General features: G+C 69.6%; 20 protein-coding genes. 19 read left to right on the top strand and 1 reads right to left on the bottom strand.

The window, feature by feature from the left end; translation table 11 throughout:
• Positions 1 to 2 precede the first annotated feature (2 nt).
• The 16 genes from rplF to ACK2IS_RS12930 all read left to right on the top strand — a co-directional run bounded on the left by rplF (position 3) and on the right by ACK2IS_RS12930 (position 10,394).
• Positions 3 to 542 (top strand): 50S ribosomal protein L6, encoded by a 540-nt coding sequence (rplF, locus tag ACK2IS_RS13005; protein WP_409483733.1) that lies wholly within the window; start codon positions 3 to 5, stop codon positions 540 to 542.
• A 3-nt stretch (positions 543 to 545) separates the two neighbouring features.
• Positions 546 to 923 carry a 50S ribosomal protein L18 gene (gene rplR / locus ACK2IS_RS13000; protein ID WP_409483732.1) on the top strand — a complete coding sequence of 126 codons (378 nt, stop codon included), beginning with the start codon at positions 546 to 548 and terminating at the stop codon, positions 921 to 923.
• A gap of 40 nt (positions 924 to 963) precedes the next feature.
• Positions 964 to 1,620, top strand: a complete 657-nt coding sequence (gene rpsE / locus ACK2IS_RS12995) for a 30S ribosomal protein S5 (RefSeq protein WP_241452829.1) — start codon at positions 964 to 966, stop codon at positions 1,618 to 1,620.
• A complete protein-coding gene (gene rpmD, locus ACK2IS_RS12990; protein ID WP_050347860.1) occupies positions 1,620 to 1,802 on the top strand; it encodes a 50S ribosomal protein L30 in 183 nt (60 codons plus the stop codon). Before rpsE ends, rpmD begins: the two co-directional genes overlap by 1 nt.
• Positions 1,803 to 1,804: 2 nt before the next feature.
• Entirely contained in the window at positions 1,805 to 2,305 is a 501-nt protein-coding gene (gene rplO / locus ACK2IS_RS12985; protein ID WP_409483731.1) for a 50S ribosomal protein L15, read from the top strand.
• A 111-nt stretch (positions 2,306 to 2,416) separates the two neighbouring features.
• On the top strand, positions 2,417 to 3,745 hold the full coding sequence (secY, locus tag ACK2IS_RS12980; RefSeq protein WP_409483730.1) for a preprotein translocase subunit SecY: 1,329 nt from the start codon (positions 2,417 to 2,419) through the stop codon (positions 3,743 to 3,745).
• Positions 3,745 to 4,308: an adenylate kinase gene (locus ACK2IS_RS12975; protein WP_409483729.1), complete on the top strand. Its 564-nt coding sequence runs from the start codon at positions 3,745 to 3,747 to the stop codon at positions 4,306 to 4,308. Before secY ends, ACK2IS_RS12975 begins: the two co-directional genes overlap by 1 nt.
• A complete protein-coding gene (gene map, locus ACK2IS_RS12970) occupies positions 4,308 to 5,168 on the top strand; it encodes a type I methionyl aminopeptidase (RefSeq protein WP_409483728.1) in 861 nt (286 codons plus the stop codon). The genes ACK2IS_RS12975 and map overlap by 1 nt, the downstream gene beginning before the upstream one ends.
• A gap of 177 nt (positions 5,169 to 5,345) precedes the next feature.
• Entirely contained in the window at positions 5,346 to 5,567 is a 222-nt protein-coding gene (gene infA, locus ACK2IS_RS12965; protein WP_006946284.1) for a translation initiation factor IF-1, read from the top strand.
• A gap of 88 nt (positions 5,568 to 5,655) precedes the next feature.
• Positions 5,656 to 5,769 (top strand): 50S ribosomal protein L36, encoded by a 114-nt coding sequence (gene rpmJ, locus ACK2IS_RS12960; protein ID WP_019286332.1) that lies wholly within the window; start codon positions 5,656 to 5,658, stop codon positions 5,767 to 5,769.
• 247 nt (positions 5,770 to 6,016) lie between these two features.
• Complete coding sequence (gene rpsM / locus ACK2IS_RS12955; protein ID WP_241452823.1) at positions 6,017 to 6,397, top strand: 30S ribosomal protein S13; 381 nt, start codon at positions 6,017 to 6,019, stop codon at positions 6,395 to 6,397.
• Positions 6,398 to 6,505: 108 nt separating this feature from the next.
• Positions 6,506 to 6,910 (top strand): 30S ribosomal protein S11, encoded by a 405-nt coding sequence (rpsK, locus tag ACK2IS_RS12950; protein WP_241452818.1) that lies wholly within the window; start codon positions 6,506 to 6,508, stop codon positions 6,908 to 6,910.
• Between the two features lie 23 nt (positions 6,911 to 6,933).
• Positions 6,934 to 7,539, top strand: a complete 606-nt coding sequence (gene rpsD / locus ACK2IS_RS12945) for a 30S ribosomal protein S4 (RefSeq protein ID WP_409483727.1) — start codon at positions 6,934 to 6,936, stop codon at positions 7,537 to 7,539.
• 190 nt (positions 7,540 to 7,729) lie between these two features.
• A complete protein-coding gene (locus ACK2IS_RS12940; protein ID WP_241452812.1) occupies positions 7,730 to 8,746 on the top strand; it encodes a DNA-directed RNA polymerase subunit alpha in 1,017 nt (338 codons plus the stop codon).
• A gap of 79 nt (positions 8,747 to 8,825) precedes the next feature.
• Positions 8,826 to 9,383, top strand: a complete 558-nt coding sequence (rplQ, locus tag ACK2IS_RS12935) for a 50S ribosomal protein L17 (RefSeq protein ID WP_409483726.1) — start codon at positions 8,826 to 8,828, stop codon at positions 9,381 to 9,383.
• A gap of 132 nt (positions 9,384 to 9,515) precedes the next feature.
• A complete protein-coding gene (locus ACK2IS_RS12930) occupies positions 9,516 to 10,394 on the top strand; it encodes a tRNA pseudouridine synthase A (protein WP_409483725.1) in 879 nt (292 codons plus the stop codon).
• A 117-nt stretch (positions 10,395 to 10,511) separates the two neighbouring features.
• Here ACK2IS_RS12930 and ACK2IS_RS12925 read toward each other — a convergent pair whose 3' ends face one another.
• Positions 10,512 to 11,111 (bottom strand): helix-turn-helix domain-containing protein, encoded by a 600-nt coding sequence (locus ACK2IS_RS12925; RefSeq protein ID WP_409483724.1) that lies wholly within the window; start codon positions 11,109 to 11,111, stop codon positions 10,512 to 10,514.
• A 237-nt stretch (positions 11,112 to 11,348) separates the two neighbouring features.
• Here ACK2IS_RS12925 and rplM point away from each other — a divergent pair, with 237 nt between their 5' ends.
• From rplM to glmM, 3 genes are all read left to right on the top strand, one after another.
• The gene (gene rplM / locus ACK2IS_RS12920) at positions 11,349 to 11,792 is read left to right on the top strand and encodes a 50S ribosomal protein L13 (protein WP_409483723.1); all 444 of its coding nucleotides are present in this window, start codon (positions 11,349 to 11,351) and stop codon (positions 11,790 to 11,792) included.
• Positions 11,793 to 11,837: 45 nt separating this feature from the next.
• Positions 11,838 to 12,341, top strand: a complete 504-nt coding sequence (gene rpsI, locus ACK2IS_RS12915; protein WP_241452804.1) for a 30S ribosomal protein S9 — start codon at positions 11,838 to 11,840, stop codon at positions 12,339 to 12,341.
• Between the two features lie 198 nt (positions 12,342 to 12,539).
• Positions 12,540 to 13,895: a phosphoglucosamine mutase gene (gene glmM / locus ACK2IS_RS12910; RefSeq protein ID WP_409483722.1), complete on the top strand. Its 1,356-nt coding sequence runs from the start codon at positions 12,540 to 12,542 to the stop codon at positions 13,893 to 13,895.
• Positions 13,896 to 13,935: the final 40 nt, after the last annotated feature.

Below are 13,935 nucleotides of genomic sequence, written 5' to 3'. Positions count from 1 at the left end.
GCATGTCCCGCATCGGACGTCTCCCTGTCTCCGTGCCCATGGGTGTGGAGGTCACCATCGACGGTCAGACCGTGACCGTCAAGAAGAACAACAACGAGCTGACCCACGTGGTCAAGGAGCCGATCTCGGTCGCCAAGGCCGAGGACGGCACCATCCAGGTCAGCCGCCCCAACGACGAGCGCGAGTCCCGTGCCCTGCACGGGCTGACCCGTTCGCTCATCGCCAACATGGTCGAGGGCGTGACCAACGGCTACGAGAAGAAGCTCGAGATCCACGGCACGGGTTACCGCGTCGCTGCCAAGGGCTCCAACCTCGAGTTCGCGCTGGGCTTCTCGCACCCGGTCCTGATCGAGCCCCCGGCCGGCATCACCTTCCAGGTGGAGAGCCCGACCAAGTTCTCGGTCAAGGGCATCGACAAGCAGCTGGTCGGCGAGGTCGCTGCCAACATCCGCAAGCTCCGCAAGCCCGACCCGTACAAGGGCAAGGGTGTCCGCTATGCGGGCGAGCAGATCCGCCGCAAGGTCGGAAAGGCTGGTAAGTAAGCCATGGCACGTCTCATCGTCAAGCGCGGCAAGGGCAAGTCGGCCGCTCGCTCGCGTCGCCACCTGCGTCTGCGCAAGCGCGTCACCGGCACCGCCGTGCGGCCCCGTCTCGTGGTCAACCGCTCGGCGCGCCACATGTTCGTCCAGATCGTCGACGACGCCGAGGGCAAGACGCTGGCCAGCGCCTCCACCATGGAGGCCGACCTGCGCTCCTTCGACGGGGACAAGACGGCCAAGGCCAAGCGGGTCGGCGAGCTGATCGCCGAGCGTGCCAAGGCCGCAGGTGTGTCGGCCGTCGTCTTCGACCGTGGTGGCAACCAGTACCACGGTCGGGTCGCCGCGATCGCTGACGGCGCCCGTGAGGGTGGTCTGGACCTGTGACCGCTCACCAGACGTACGTTTCAGGAAAGAGGAACATCTGATGCCAGGACCTCAGCGCCGCGGAACCGGCGCCGGCACCGGCCAGAACGGTGGCGAGCGCAACAACGACCGCCGTGACCGTCGCGAGCGCAACGACCGCCGCGACTCCGCCGAGAAGAGCCAGTACATCGAGCGCGTCGTGGCGATCAACCGCGTCGCCAAGGTCGTCAAGGGTGGTCGTCGCTTCAGCTTCACCGCGCTCGTCGTGGTGGGTGACGGGGACGGCACCGTGGGTGTCGGCTACGGCAAGGCCAAGGAGGTGCCCGCGGCGATCGCCAAGGGTGTCGAGGAGGCCAAGAAGGCCTTCTTCCGGGTGCCGCGCATCGCCGGCACCATCCCGCACCCCGTCCAGGGCGAGGCCGCCGCCGGTGTCGTCCTTCTCCGCCCGGCTGCGCCTGGTACCGGTGTCATCGCCGGTGGACCGGTGCGCGCCGTGCTCGAGTGCGCGGGTATCCACGACGTGCTGTCCAAGTCCCTGGGCTCGGACAACTCGATCAACGTCGTGCACGCCGCCGTCGCCGCCCTCAAGGGCCTGGAGCGTCCGGAGGCCGTGGCGGCCCGCCGCGGCAAGTCCCTCGAGGACGTCGCCCCGGCTGCGCTGCTCCGCGCACGCGCCGCCGGCATGGCGTCGTCCGCCCCGGCGGAGGTGACTGCGTGATGGCACGCCTCAAGGTGACCCAGACCCGCGGCCACGTCGGCTGCAAGCAGAACCAGCGTGAGACCCTGCGCACGCTTGGTCTCAAGCGCATCGGCGACGTCGTCGTCAAGGAGGACCGCCCCGAGATCCGCGGCATGGTCCGCACGGTTGCCCACCTGGTGGCCGTCGAGGAGGTTGACTGATCATGGCTACGACCAAGAAGGCTGCGGCCGGCGAGCAGGAGCTTCCTGCCGACGGCACCACGCACGCCCTCAAGGTGCACCACCTGCGTCCCGCCCCCGGAGCCAAGACTGCCAAGACCCGCGTCGGTCGTGGTGAGGGCTCCAAGGGCAAGACCGCAGGCCGTGGTACCAAGGGCACGAGCTCGCGCTACCAGGTTCCCGAGCGCTTCGAGGGCGGGCAGACGCCGCTGCACATGCGTCTGCCGAAGCTTCGCGGCTTCAAAAACCCCTTCAAGACCGAGTACCAGGTCGTGAACCTCGACAAGATCTCGTCGCTGTTCCCCGAGGGCGGCACCGTCACCGTCGCGGACCTCGTCGAGAAGGGCGCCGTCCGCAAGGGCTCGCTGGTCAAGGTGCTCGGCACCGGGGAGATCGCCGTCAAGGTCGACGTGACCGCTGACAAGTTCTCCGGCTCGGCGAAGACCAAGATCGAGGCGGCCGGCGGAACCACCACCGAGGCCTGACCTCTCACACGTACGACCCCGGAAGCCCTCCAGCTTCCGGGGTCGTCGTGCGTTCTGGCCATCCGGCACCCGGATGCTACTCTCGGCAGGTTGCGTCCCCGAGGAGGACCTGTGCTCACGGCCTTTGCCCGGGCGTTCAAGACGCCTGACCTTCGCAAGAAGATCTTGTTCACCCTGATGATCATGGCGCTGTTCCGGGTGGGTTCGCTGGTGCCCACCCCTGGTGTGAACTATGCCGACGTCCAGCAGTGTCTGGCGGGCGCGAGCTCGACCTCCGGCGTGCTGGGCATGATGAATCTGTTCAGCGGCGGTGCCCTGCTGCACCTGTCGATCTTCGCGCTCGGCATCATGCCGTACATCACCGCGAGCATCATCGTGCAGCTGCTGACCGTCGTGATCCCGCGCTTCGAGGCCCTGAAGGAAGAGGGTCAGTCGGGTCAGACGAAGCTGACGCAGTACACGCGCTACCTGACCATCGGTCTGGCCATCCTGCAGTCCGCGACCTACGTGACGTTCGCGCGGAACCCGCAGCAGCTGTTCGGGGGTCAGTGCACCTCGATCATGCCGGACGAGTCCTGGACCGCCCTGCTGATCATGGTGATCACCATGACCGCCGGGACCGGTCTGGTCATGTGGATGGGTGAGCTGATCACCGACCGCGGTGTCGGCAACGGCATGTCGCTGCTGATCTTCACCTCCATCGTCGCCGGCTTCCCCACCGCGATGTGGTCCGGTGTGGCGGCGAACGGTCGACAGATGGGGCGCTTCGCCATGGTGATGGCGCTCGGGATCCTCATCGTCGCCGCGGTGGTGTTCGTGGAGCAGTCGCAGCGCCGGGTCCCGGTGCAGTACGCGAAGCGGCTCGTGGGCCGCCAGGTCTACGGCGGCTCCAGCACCTACATCCCGCTGAAGATCAACATGGCCAACGTGATCCCGGTGATCTTCGCGTCCTCCCTGCTGCAGCTGCCCATGATGGTGGCCCAGTTCCAGCAAGGCCGGGCCAAGAACGGTTCGATCCCTGGGTGGGCGGAGTGGATCATGACGCACCTGGGCCGGGGCAGCGGACTGTGGTACGGCGTGATCTTCTTCGTGCTGATCGTGTTCTTCACGTTTTTCTACGTGTCGATCACCTTCAACCCCAAGGAGGTCTCGGACAACATGAAGCGCTACGGCGGCTTCATCCCCGGCATCCGCGCCGGCCGACCCACGGAGCAGTACCTCGACTACATCCTGACCAGGCTCACTGTCGTCGGTGCGCTGTATCTCGGGGTCCTGTCGTTGATCCCGATCCTGGCCCTCGAGGGGATGGGCGACGGGGTCGCGCAGAACTTCCCGTTCGGCGGGACCTCGCTGCTCATCATGGTGGGTGTGGGCCTGGAGACCGTCAAGCAGATCGAGGCACAGCTCGAGCAGCGCAACTATGAAGGGTTCCTCCGGTAATGCAGTTGATCATCATGGGCCCCCCCGGGGCCGGCAAGGGCACGCAGGCTGCGAAGATCGCCGACGAGCTCGGCATCCCCGCCATCTCGACGGGGGATATCTTCCGCGCCAACATCAAGGACGAGACCGAGCTGGGGCTCAAGGTCAAGGAGATCACGGCGGCGGGTCGGTACGTGCCCGACGAGATCACCAACGCCATCGTCGCCGACCGGCTCACCCAGGCCGACTGCGAGCCGGGCTTCCTGCTCGACGGCTACCCGCGCACCGTGGGCCAGGTCGAGGCCCTCGACGGCATGCTGGCCGAGGCCGGCCGCTCGATCGACGCGGTGCTCGTCCTGACCGTCGACACCGACGCCGTCGTCCGGCGGCTGCTGAAGCGCGCCGAGATCGAGGGGCGCGCCGACGACACCGAGGACGTCATCCGCGAGCGGATGGCCGTCTACGAGCGTGAGACCGCCCCGCTGATCGACGTCTACCGCCGCCGCGGGCTGCTCCGCGAGATCGACGGCATGGGCGAGGTCGACGAGGTCACCAGCCGCCTCCTGGCGACCGTGAAGGCCTGATGTTCGGCCGCCCCAAGCTCCAGGGCAAGACCGACGACCAGATCCGCGCCATGCGGCGTGCGGGTCTGGTCGTCGGCCAGACGCTCGAGATGCTGGGTCGCGAGCTGCGGCCGGGCACGACCACGGGCGAGCTCGACCGGCTGGCCGAGACCTTCATCCGGGACCACGGGATGCGCCCCAACTTCTCGGAGGTCCCGGGCTACCGGCATACGCTCTGCGTCTCGGTCGGTCCCGAGATCGTGCACGGCATCCCTGGTGAGCGGGTGCTGCGCGAGGGCGACCTCGTCTCCGTCGACTGTGGCTGCTACGTCGTGGAGGACGGCACCCCCTGGCACGGGGACGCCGCCCGGACCTTCGTCGTGGGGGGGCGCGAGGCGGCTCGCCCCGCCGAGCTGGCCCTGTCGGACGCCACGGAGGCATCCCTGTGGGCCGGCATCGCGGCGCTGCGCGTCGGTGGCCGGCTGCACGACGTCGGTGCCGCGGTCGAGGACTGCATCGAGACCGCAGGGGGCAGGGACGGCGTCGAGTACGGGATCGTCGAGGACTACGTCGGTCACGGGATCGGTACGGCCATGCACATGGAGCCCCAGGTCTACAACTACCGGGTCCGCGAGCGGGGTCCGGTCGTGCGCAGCGGCGTGACGATCGCCATCGAGCCGATGATCACCCTGGGCTCGCCGGAGAGCCACGTCCTCGAGGACGGGTGGACGGTGGTCACCGACGACGGCTCGGTCGCCAGCCACTGGGAGAACTCCGTCGCCGTCACGGACGCCGGTCTGTGGGTGCTCACCGAGCTCGACGGGGGCGAGGCGCGCCTGGCGACCCTCGGTGCGCCCTACGGTCCGCTCGACCAGGCGTGACCTGCCGCCCTCCTGGCTGCCCGGATTTCCCCGCGTGCGACTCCATGGCGTAGGCTGGTGCGTCGGCTCACGAGCGTCTTGGACGTGAGCCAGGCTGGCGTGTCGATCGCCGGCCGATGTGTGCCATGGCGGTCGCGCTGCGTCCCTGCAGGACCGCCCCGACGGAATGTGGAGGACATGGCCAAGAAGGACGGTGTCATCGAGATCGAGGGCACGATCGTGGAGGCTCTCCCGAACGCGATGTTCCGGGTCGAGCTCACCAACGGTCATAAGGTGCTCGCCCACATCTCCGGCAAGATGCGTCAGCACTACATCCGCATCCTGCCCGAGGACCGGGTCGTCGTCGAGCTCAGCCCGTATGACCTGACCCGAGGGCGCATCGTCTTCCGGTACCGCTGACCGGGCCCCGGTCGGTGCGGAGGCACAACCCGTTCCATCCGCCTGGTGCACGTCCGTGCTCCGGGCCCGATCTGAAGACAGTAGGCAGATGAAGGTTCAGCCGAGCGTCAAGAAGATCTGCGACAAGTGCAAGGTGATCCGCCGCAACGGTCGGGTCATGGTGATCTGCGAGAACGCCCGCCACAAGCAGCGTCAGGGCTGATCACCGACCGGGAGCTCCGGCGCCCGGTCCCGCACGGCGCGCAGGCTTTCGCCGCACGCAATGCAGCAGGACAGCAGCACCCGGCACCAGGCCCCGACCTGGACGTCACCCCCGGCACGGAGGCCGGGGACCGCAGCCGCCACCCGAGCGAGGGCCCGACCACTGACAGGGATCCGAGCGACGACGGTGCAGGTATGGCGGAACGGTGTTGCTCCAGACCTCCGTACACACCAGGAGAACCAACCACATGGCTCGTCTCGTTGGAGTCGACCTGCCGCGCGAGAAGCGCGTCGAGGTCGCACTGACGTACATCTTCGGCGTGGGTCGCACCCGCGCCGTCCAGACGCTTGCCGCCACGGGTGTCGACCCGTCCACGCGCGTCAAGGACCTCACCGAGGAGGAGCTGGTCAAGCTCCGCGACCACCTCGAGGAGAACTTCCAGATCGAGGGTGACCTCCGCCGCGAGATCGCTGCCGACATCCGCCGCAAGGTCGAGATCGGCTCCTACGAGGGGCTGCGCCACCGTCGTGGCCTGCCCGTCCGCGGTCAGCGCACCAAGACCAACGCCCGCACCCGCAAGGGTCCGAAGCGTACGGTCGCCGGCAAGAAGAAGGCCGGCAAGAAGTAACCCCTGATGTGAACCGAGCCTGCCCGGGGCGACCCCCGGTGCACGGCACATCAGTCGGTCCACTTCACGCACAGTCTTCACTTTCCGAGCACAAGGAGTACCAGCCACATGCCTCCCAAGGGCCGTCAGGCTGCGGCGAAGAAGATTCGCCGCAAGGAAAAGAAGAACGTCGCCCACGGGCACGCTCACATCAAGAGCACGTTCAACAACACGATCGTCTCCATCACCGACCCGACCGGCGCGGTCATCTCGTGGGCCTCCGCCGGCCAGGTCGGCTTCAAGGGCTCGCGCAAGTCCACGCCGTTCGCCGCGCAGATGGCCGCCGAGGCGGCTGCCCGCCGCGCCATGGACCACGGCATGCGCAAGGTCGACGTCTTCGTCAAGGGCCCGGGCTCGGGTCGCGAGACGGCGATCCGTTCGCTGACCGCCACCGGCCTCGAGGTCGGCGCCATCAGCGACGTCACGCCCACCCCCCACAACGGCGTGCGCCCGCCCAAGCGCCGTCGCGTCTGAGACACGGAAGGAGTTACTGACTTATGGCTCGTTACACCGGACCCATGAGCAAGAAGTCCCGTCGTCTCAAGACCGACCTCGTCGGTGGCGACCGGAACTTCGAGAACCGCCCCTACCCACCCGGCATGCACGGCCGCGGTCGCGTCCAGGAGAAGGAGTACCTCCTCCAGCTGCGCGAGAAGCAGAAGGCCCGCTACATGTACGGCGTCCTGGAGAAGCAGTTCCGCAACTACTACGAGACGGCCTCCCGCCGTCCCGGCAAGACGGGCGAGAACCTGCTCCAGATCCTGGAGTCCCGCCTGGACAACGTGATCTACCGCGCCGGCCTGGCCCGGACCCGTCGTGCGGCCCGCCAGCTGGTGAGCCACGGCCACTTCCTGGTCAACGGCGTCCGCGTGGACATCCCGTCCTACCAGGTGACGCAGTACGACATCATCGACGTGCGTCCGAAGTCGGTGAACACCTTCCCGATCGAGCTGGCCCGCCAGACCTTCGGCGAGCGCCCGATCCCGGCGTGGATGCAGGTCGTGCCCAGCACGCTGCGCATCCTGATCCATCAGCTGCCCGTGCGTGAGCAGATCGACGTGCCCGTCGAGGAGCAGCTGATCGTGGAGCTCTACTCCAAGTAACAGGCCCTGACGGATGGCGGTGGGCCGGGTCTCGGCCCGGCCTGCCGCCATCCGTCTGAGGTCGGCGATCTGGCAGGCTTGACCTGCCAGATCACTCGGGCCCGTCCACAGACAGAGCTGGACCGGTCGTCCCCGTCGCGGGGAGTCATGAGACGTCATATGGCGGGCGTCCATGGGAAGGAATCACACCGTGCTGATCGCACAGCGTCCGGTGCTCTCGGAGGAGCAGGTCTCCGAGTCGCGCTCCCGGTTCACCATCGAGCCCCTCGAGCCGGGCTTCGGCTACACCCTTGGAAACTCGCTGCGGCGCACGCTGCTGTCGAGCATCCCGGGTGCCGCCGTCACCAGCCTGCGGATCGACGGGGTCCTCCACGAGTTCTCCACCGTCCCCGGGGTCAAGGAGGACGTGACCGAGTTCATCCTGAACATCAAGGGTCTGGTCGTCTCCTCTGAGCACGACGAGCCCGTGGTGATGTATCTGCGCAAGCAGGGCCCGGGTGCCGTCACGGCGGCCGACATCACCCCGCCGGCGGGGGTCGAGGTGCACAACCCCGACCTGCACATCGCGACGCTCAACGAGAACGGCAAGCTGGAGATGGAGCTGACCGTCGAGCGCGGTCGCGGCTACGTCTCGAGCCACCAGAACAAGTCCGGCGACCAGGAGATCGGGCGCATCCCGGTCGACTCGATCTACTCGCCGGTGCTCGCCGTGACCTACAAGGTCGAGGCGACGCGTGTCGAGCAGCGCACGGACTTCGACCGCCTGGTGGTCGACGTGGAGACCAAGAACTCCATGACCCCCCGCGACGCGATGGCCTCGGCCGGCAAGACGCTCGTCGAGCTGTTCGGGCTGGCCCGCGAGCTCAACGTCGAGGCCGAGGGCATCGACATGGGCCCGTCCCCGACCGACGCGGCCCTGGCCGCCGACCTGGCTCTGCCGATCGAGGACCTCGACCTGACCGTCCGGTCCTACAACTGCCTCAAGCGCGAGGGCATCCACACCGTGGGCGAGCTCGTGGGGCGCAGCGAGGCCGACCTGCTCGACATCCGCAACTTCGGTGCGAAGTCGATCGACGAGGTGAAGGCGAAGCTCGTGGGGATGGGCCTGCAGCTCAAGGACAGCCCGCCCGGGTTCGACCCGGCCAGCATCGCCGAGGCCTACGACAGCTACGAGGACGACATCGCCCTCGAGGACGAGCAGTACTGATACCCCCTGATCGGCCGCAGCCTGGACTCACGACGCCGTCGGCGTCACCTGCGGCCGGTCGGAAGACCTAGGAGAAACCATGCCTACCCCCACCAAGGGTCCCCGTCTCGGCGGCGGTCCGGCTCACGAGCGTCTGATCCTGGCCAACCTGGCCACCTCGCTCTTCGAGCACGACCGCATCACCACCACCGAGGCCAAGGCCAAGCGCCTGCGCCCGCTCGCCGAGCGGATGATCACCTTCGCCAAGCGCGGTGACCTGCACGCCCGCCGCCGTGTCCTGACGGTGATCCGGGACAAGGGCGTCGTGCACCGCCTCTTCGTCGAGATCGCTCCCGACATGGCCGAGCGCCAGGGCGGCTACACCCGCATCACGAAGGTCAGCGCCCGCAAGGGTGACAACGCGCCCATGGCGGTCATCGAGCTCGTCCGCGAGCCCGTCGCCAAGCGCGCCACCGTCAAGGAGGCCGAGGCGGCCACCCGCCGCGCGGCCAAGGACGCCGAGCCCACCCCGGCAGCTGCCGAGGCCGAGCCGGCCGAGCAGGCCGCACCGGTGACCACCGACGCGCCCGCGGCCGAGGCCCCGGTGGAGGACGCGCCGGCCACCAAGGCCGCCGAGGCTACGACCGACGAGAAGTGACCCACGCGGCCGGGTGACCGGCCGACGGGGGCACAGCCAGGGTCCGCCTGCTCGCACGAGCAGGCGGACCCTTCGGCATACCCGCTGGTCCTGTCCCGGGCGACCGGCGAGGCGCGGCTAGGATCGACCCCCATGGAGACTCCCGGCGCCACGACCCGGCTGCGGGTGGACTTCGCGTACGACGGGACCGACTTCAGCGGGTGGGCCGCTCAACCGGGGTTGCGTACCGTCGAGGACACCCTGTCCGAGGCCTGGCGGACGATCCTGCGCACCCCGCAGGCGCCGCGGCTGACCGTCGCCGGGCGCACCGACGCCGGGGTCCACGCGCGTGGCGCGGTCTGCCACCTCGACGTGGGGGACGCGGCGCTGTCCCGCCTGCCCGGGCGCTCGGACCGGCCCCCGACGCAGGCCGCGGTGACCCGGCTCAACGGGGTTCTGCCCGGCGACCTGGTGGTGCGAGCCGTGCGGGTGGCGCCCGAGGGCTTCGACGCCCGCTTCTCCGCGGTGGAGCGCAGGTATCGCTATCGCCTCCTGGACGATCCCTCCCGACTGGACCCGCTGCGGCGCCGGGACACGACCGTGGTGCGTCGCCCGCTCGACCTGGCCCGGATGCAGGACGCGTGCGCGCAGCTCGTGGGGCTGCACGACTTCGGGGCCTTCTGCAAGCGGCGGGAGGGGGCGACCACGATCCGCACGCTGTTGGAGTACTCCTGGCGCCGCGGGGACGACGGTGTGCTCGTCGCGACCGTGCGGGCCGACGCCTTCTGCCACTCCATGGTCCGCGCCCTGATCGGTGGTGCAGTGCCGGTGGGGGAGGGGCGCCAGGACGCGGCCTGGCTGCACGCGGTGCTGGTCGGCGCCCGCCGCGACCCCGGCGTGGCGGTGATGCCGCCCCAGGGGCTCAGCCTGGAGGAGGTCGTCTATCCTCCGGGCGAGGAGCTGGCCGCCCGGGCGGCGGCGGCCCGGAGCGTGCGCACCCTGCCCGGCGTCGGCGAGACCCGCGACGCGTGACCGGCCCGCGGTCTTCTGGCTCCGGCCAGCTCCGCCAGCCACGGCGGCTGCCGCTGCTCGAGGCCCACGGGCGCCCGGCGGTCGTCGGCACGGCCAGTGACACCGTGCGCGGCGGGGTCATCGGCGGCGCGGGGGCTTGTCCATGTCGATGGGATAGGCCACGTAGTAGTAGTTGACCCGCTTGGCCTCGGGGTTGCCCTGACCCACGGTGCTGTAGGACCCGACGAGCTCGCCGACCCGCTGCTGCAGCTCGCGCAGCTGGACGTCGGTCACCACGATCATCCGGTCACCCATCCCGGCCGCGTCCTGCCACGCGCGCGGCCAGCGGTGCCGGGCGTCGAGCCAGGCGCCGAACTTGTCGGCGAAGTGCCGCAGCCAGTCACGCTCCAGCCAGCCGAGCGCGGTGTCGGCGTCCTCGTCGTCGGCGACGTCGCCCGGATCGAGGCGGGTGAGGTCGGCCGAGGCCGCCCACAGCCGGATCCGGCCCTGGCGATCGCCCACCTCGGTCACCAGCCCCACCTCGGCGAGCTTGCGCAGGTGGTAGGACGTGGCGCCGCTGTTGGTGCCCATGACCTTGGCGAGCGCCGTTGCGGTGGAGGGGCCCTCGCGGCGGAGGGCGCCCACGAGGCGGGAGCGCAGCGGGTGGGCCAGTACCTTGACGGCGGCCGCGGTGAGCCGGACCGAGGACAGCGGGGGAGGGGGTGGTCGGTCTGTCACAGAGTACACACTATCTTTGCATAGTTTCTCTGCACAAGAGGTGTGCGCGGATCCATCGTCGGCACATCGCCGCAGGTCAGCGGTGGTATGACGGCCGCGTCTCGGTCGTTTGGGGGTGCGGACCCCGCCCGGTAGACTGGATGACTGTTGTGCCGTGCGCCCTCTGCTGGGCGTGCCCCCGCCGGGAGCCCACGGCATACGCCTCAGAAGCAATCGTCAACGTAAGGCAGAACCACTGTGCGTACGTACACCCCGAAGCCGGGCGAGGTCACTCGCACCTGGCACGTGATCGACGCGACCGACGTCGTGCTCGGCCGTCTGGCCGTCCAGGCCGCCACCCTCCTGCGCGGCAAGCACAAGGCGACCTTCGCGCCGCACATCGACACCGGTGACTTCGTCATCATCGTCAACGCGGAGAAGGTCGCCCTCACCGGCGCCAAGCTCGAGCAGAAGCGCGCCTACCGTCACTCGGGTTACCCGGGCGGTCTGAAGAGCACGTCCTACGCCGAGCTGCTCGAGAAGGACCCGACCCGCGCCGTCGAGAAGGCCATCCGAGGCATGCTCCCCAAGAACTCCCTCGCCCGTCAGCAGCTGACCAAGCTCAAGGTCTACCGCGGCGCCGAGCACCCGCACCAGGCCCAGCAGCCTGTTCCCTTCGAGATCACCCAGGTCGCGCAGTAATCGCCTCGCGCGCGACGCTGCCAGTACAGATTCAAGGATTGACACATGGCTGACACCAGCACCGACTTCGAGGCCCAGCTCGACACCGACGAGCCCGAGCTCACCGAGTACACCAGCGAGTCCTCGGCCCCCGTCGAGGCCGCCCGCAAGCCCTCCGCCTCCGCCCCCGGCGCCGGCACCGGCCGTCGCAAGCAGGCCATCGCCCGCGTGCGCATCGTCCCCGGCACCGGCGAATGGAAGATCAACGGTCGCACCCTGGAGCAGTACTTCCCCAACAAGGTGCACCAGCAGATCGTCAACGAGCCCCTCAAGGTCCTCGAGCTCGACGGCGCCTACGACGTGCTCGTCCGCGTGCACGGCGGTGGCCCCTCCGGCCAGGCCGGTGCGGTCCGCCTCGGCGTGGCCCGCTCGCTGAACGAGGTCGACGAGGAGCTGAACCGTCCGGTCCTGAAGAAGGCCGGCTTCCTCACCCGTGACGCCCGCGTCCCCGAGCGCAAGAAGGCCGGTCTCAAGAAGGCCCGCAAGGCGCCTCAGTACTCCAAGCGCTGATCCGGCACCCGCGCTCGTCGCGGGCCCGCTCGGAGCCTCGGCTCCACGCACCACCACCGCACGGCGGTCTCCTCGGCACGAGGAGACCGCCGTGCGGCCGTGTCACCCGACGGTCCTGTCGTGGCGCGAAGGCCACGTAGTACGGTCATGTCGCACCTCACCCCTGGGCGACATGCGCCCGACGACGAAAGGCCACCTGTGGGACGACTCTTCGGCACGGACGGGGTCCGCGGACTCGCCAACCGTGACATCACCGCCGACCTGGCGCTGCGGCTGTCCGCAGCCGGGGCCCGGGCACTGGGGGACCGGGGCGCCTTCGGCGGTCACCGGTCCGTCGCGGTCGTGGGCCGTGACCCCCGCGCCTCCGGTGAGTTCCTCGGTGCGGCCGTGTGCGCGGGTCTGGCCTCGGCGGGCGTCGACGTGCTGGACGCGGGCGTGCTGCCGACCCCGGCCATCGCCTACCTCACCGGGCGGATGAACGCCTCCATCGGTGCCGTGCTGTCGGCCTCGCACAACGCCATGCCCGACAACGGCATCAAGTTCCTCGCCAAGGGCGGGCACAAGCTGTCCGACGCGGAGGAGGACGAGATCCTCGCCCAGCTGGAGAACGAGGGCACGGTCGACGACCTCCCCACGGGAGCCGGCGTCGGCCGGATCCGCCCCTTCCCGCAGGGCGCGGAGTTCTACATGGAGCACCTGCTCGCGGCCGTCCCCACGCGCCTCGACGGTCTGCACGTGGTCGTGGACGCCGCCCACGGCGCCGCCAGCCAGGTCGGCCCGCAGGTCTTCGAGCGGGCGGGGGCGACGGTCGACGTGATCGGCGCCTCGCCCGACGGGCTCAACATCAACGACGGCTACGGCTCCACCCACCTCGAGGGCCTGTGCGAGGCCGTCGTGGCCCGCGGCGCCGACCTCGGGGTCGCCTGGGACGGGGACGCCGACCGCTGCCTGGCCTGCGACGCCGAGGGCAACGTCGTCGACGGCGACCAGATCATGGCCATCCTCGCCCTGTCCCTGCGCGAGCAGGGCCGCCTCGCCGAGGACTCCCTCGTCATCACCGTCATGAGCAACCTCGGCCTGCTGCAGGCCATGGAGCGCGAGGGCATCACCACCCGCCAGACCGCCGTGGGCGACCGCTATGTCCTCGAGGACATGCGCGCCAACGGTCTCTCCCTCGGCGGTGAGCAGTCCGGCCACGTGATCATGCTCGACCACGGCACCACCGGCGACGGCGTGCTGACCGCCCTCATGCTGGCCTCACGGGTCGTCCAGTCCGGCCGGTCGCTGGCCGACCTCGCCTCGGTGATGACCCGCCTGCCCCAGACGCTCATCAACGTCAAGGGCGTCGACAAGGACCGGGTCGGCGACGACGAGGGGGTCCAGAGCGCGGTCCGCGAGGCCGAGCAGGAGCTGCAGGGGACCGGGCGCGTGCTGCTGCGCAAGTCCGGCACCGAGCCCCTCGTGCGGGTCATGGTCGAGGCCCAGACCCAGGAGCAGGCCCACGCGGTCGCCGAGCGGCTGGCGGGCGTCGTCAAGGACCGGCTCGCCCTCTGAGCGGCGCTCCCCGAGCGAGCTCCCACGGCTGCGGCCGGGA

It is taken from the genome of Arsenicicoccus dermatophilus, from assembly GCF_046267915.1.
Classification (GTDB): Bacteria; Actinomycetota; Actinomycetes; order Actinomycetales; family Dermatophilaceae; genus Arsenicicoccus; species Arsenicicoccus dermatophilus_A.
This window is presented reverse-complemented; position numbering and strand designations above follow the sequence as displayed.

Excerpts from the sequence above, each read along its gene's own strand:
- rplF (WP_409483733.1), top strand. The coding sequence starts at position 3 with ATGTCCCGCATCGGACGTCTCCCTGTCTCCGTGCCCATGGGTGTGGAG.
- rplR (WP_409483732.1), top strand. The coding sequence starts at position 546 with ATGGCACGTCTCATCGTCAAGCGCGGCAAGGGCAAGTCGGCCGCTCGC.
- rpsE (WP_241452829.1), top strand. The coding sequence starts at position 964 with ATGCCAGGACCTCAGCGCCGCGGAACCGGCGCCGGCACCGGCCAGAAC.
- rpmD (WP_050347860.1), top strand. The coding sequence starts at position 1,620 with ATGGCACGCCTCAAGGTGACCCAGACCCGCGGCCACGTCGGCTGCAAG.
- rplO (WP_409483731.1), top strand. The coding sequence starts at position 1,805 with ATGGCTACGACCAAGAAGGCTGCGGCCGGCGAGCAGGAGCTTCCTGCC.
- ACK2IS_RS12975 (WP_409483729.1), top strand. The coding sequence starts at position 3,745 with ATGCAGTTGATCATCATGGGCCCCCCCGGGGCCGGCAAGGGCACGCAG.
- map (WP_409483728.1), top strand. The coding sequence starts at position 4,308 with ATGTTCGGCCGCCCCAAGCTCCAGGGCAAGACCGACGACCAGATCCGC.
- infA (WP_006946284.1), top strand. The coding sequence starts at position 5,346 with ATGGCCAAGAAGGACGGTGTCATCGAGATCGAGGGCACGATCGTGGAG.
- rpmJ (WP_019286332.1), top strand. The coding sequence starts at position 5,656 with ATGAAGGTTCAGCCGAGCGTCAAGAAGATCTGCGACAAGTGCAAGGTG.
- rpsM (WP_241452823.1), top strand. The coding sequence starts at position 6,017 with ATGGCTCGTCTCGTTGGAGTCGACCTGCCGCGCGAGAAGCGCGTCGAG.
- rpsK (WP_241452818.1), top strand. The coding sequence starts at position 6,506 with ATGCCTCCCAAGGGCCGTCAGGCTGCGGCGAAGAAGATTCGCCGCAAG.
- rpsD (WP_409483727.1), top strand. The coding sequence starts at position 6,934 with ATGGCTCGTTACACCGGACCCATGAGCAAGAAGTCCCGTCGTCTCAAG.
- rplQ (WP_409483726.1), top strand. The coding sequence starts at position 8,826 with ATGCCTACCCCCACCAAGGGTCCCCGTCTCGGCGGCGGTCCGGCTCAC.
- ACK2IS_RS12930 (WP_409483725.1), top strand. The coding sequence starts at position 9,516 with ATGGAGACTCCCGGCGCCACGACCCGGCTGCGGGTGGACTTCGCGTAC.
- rpsI (WP_241452804.1), top strand. The coding sequence starts at position 11,838 with ATGGCTGACACCAGCACCGACTTCGAGGCCCAGCTCGACACCGACGAG.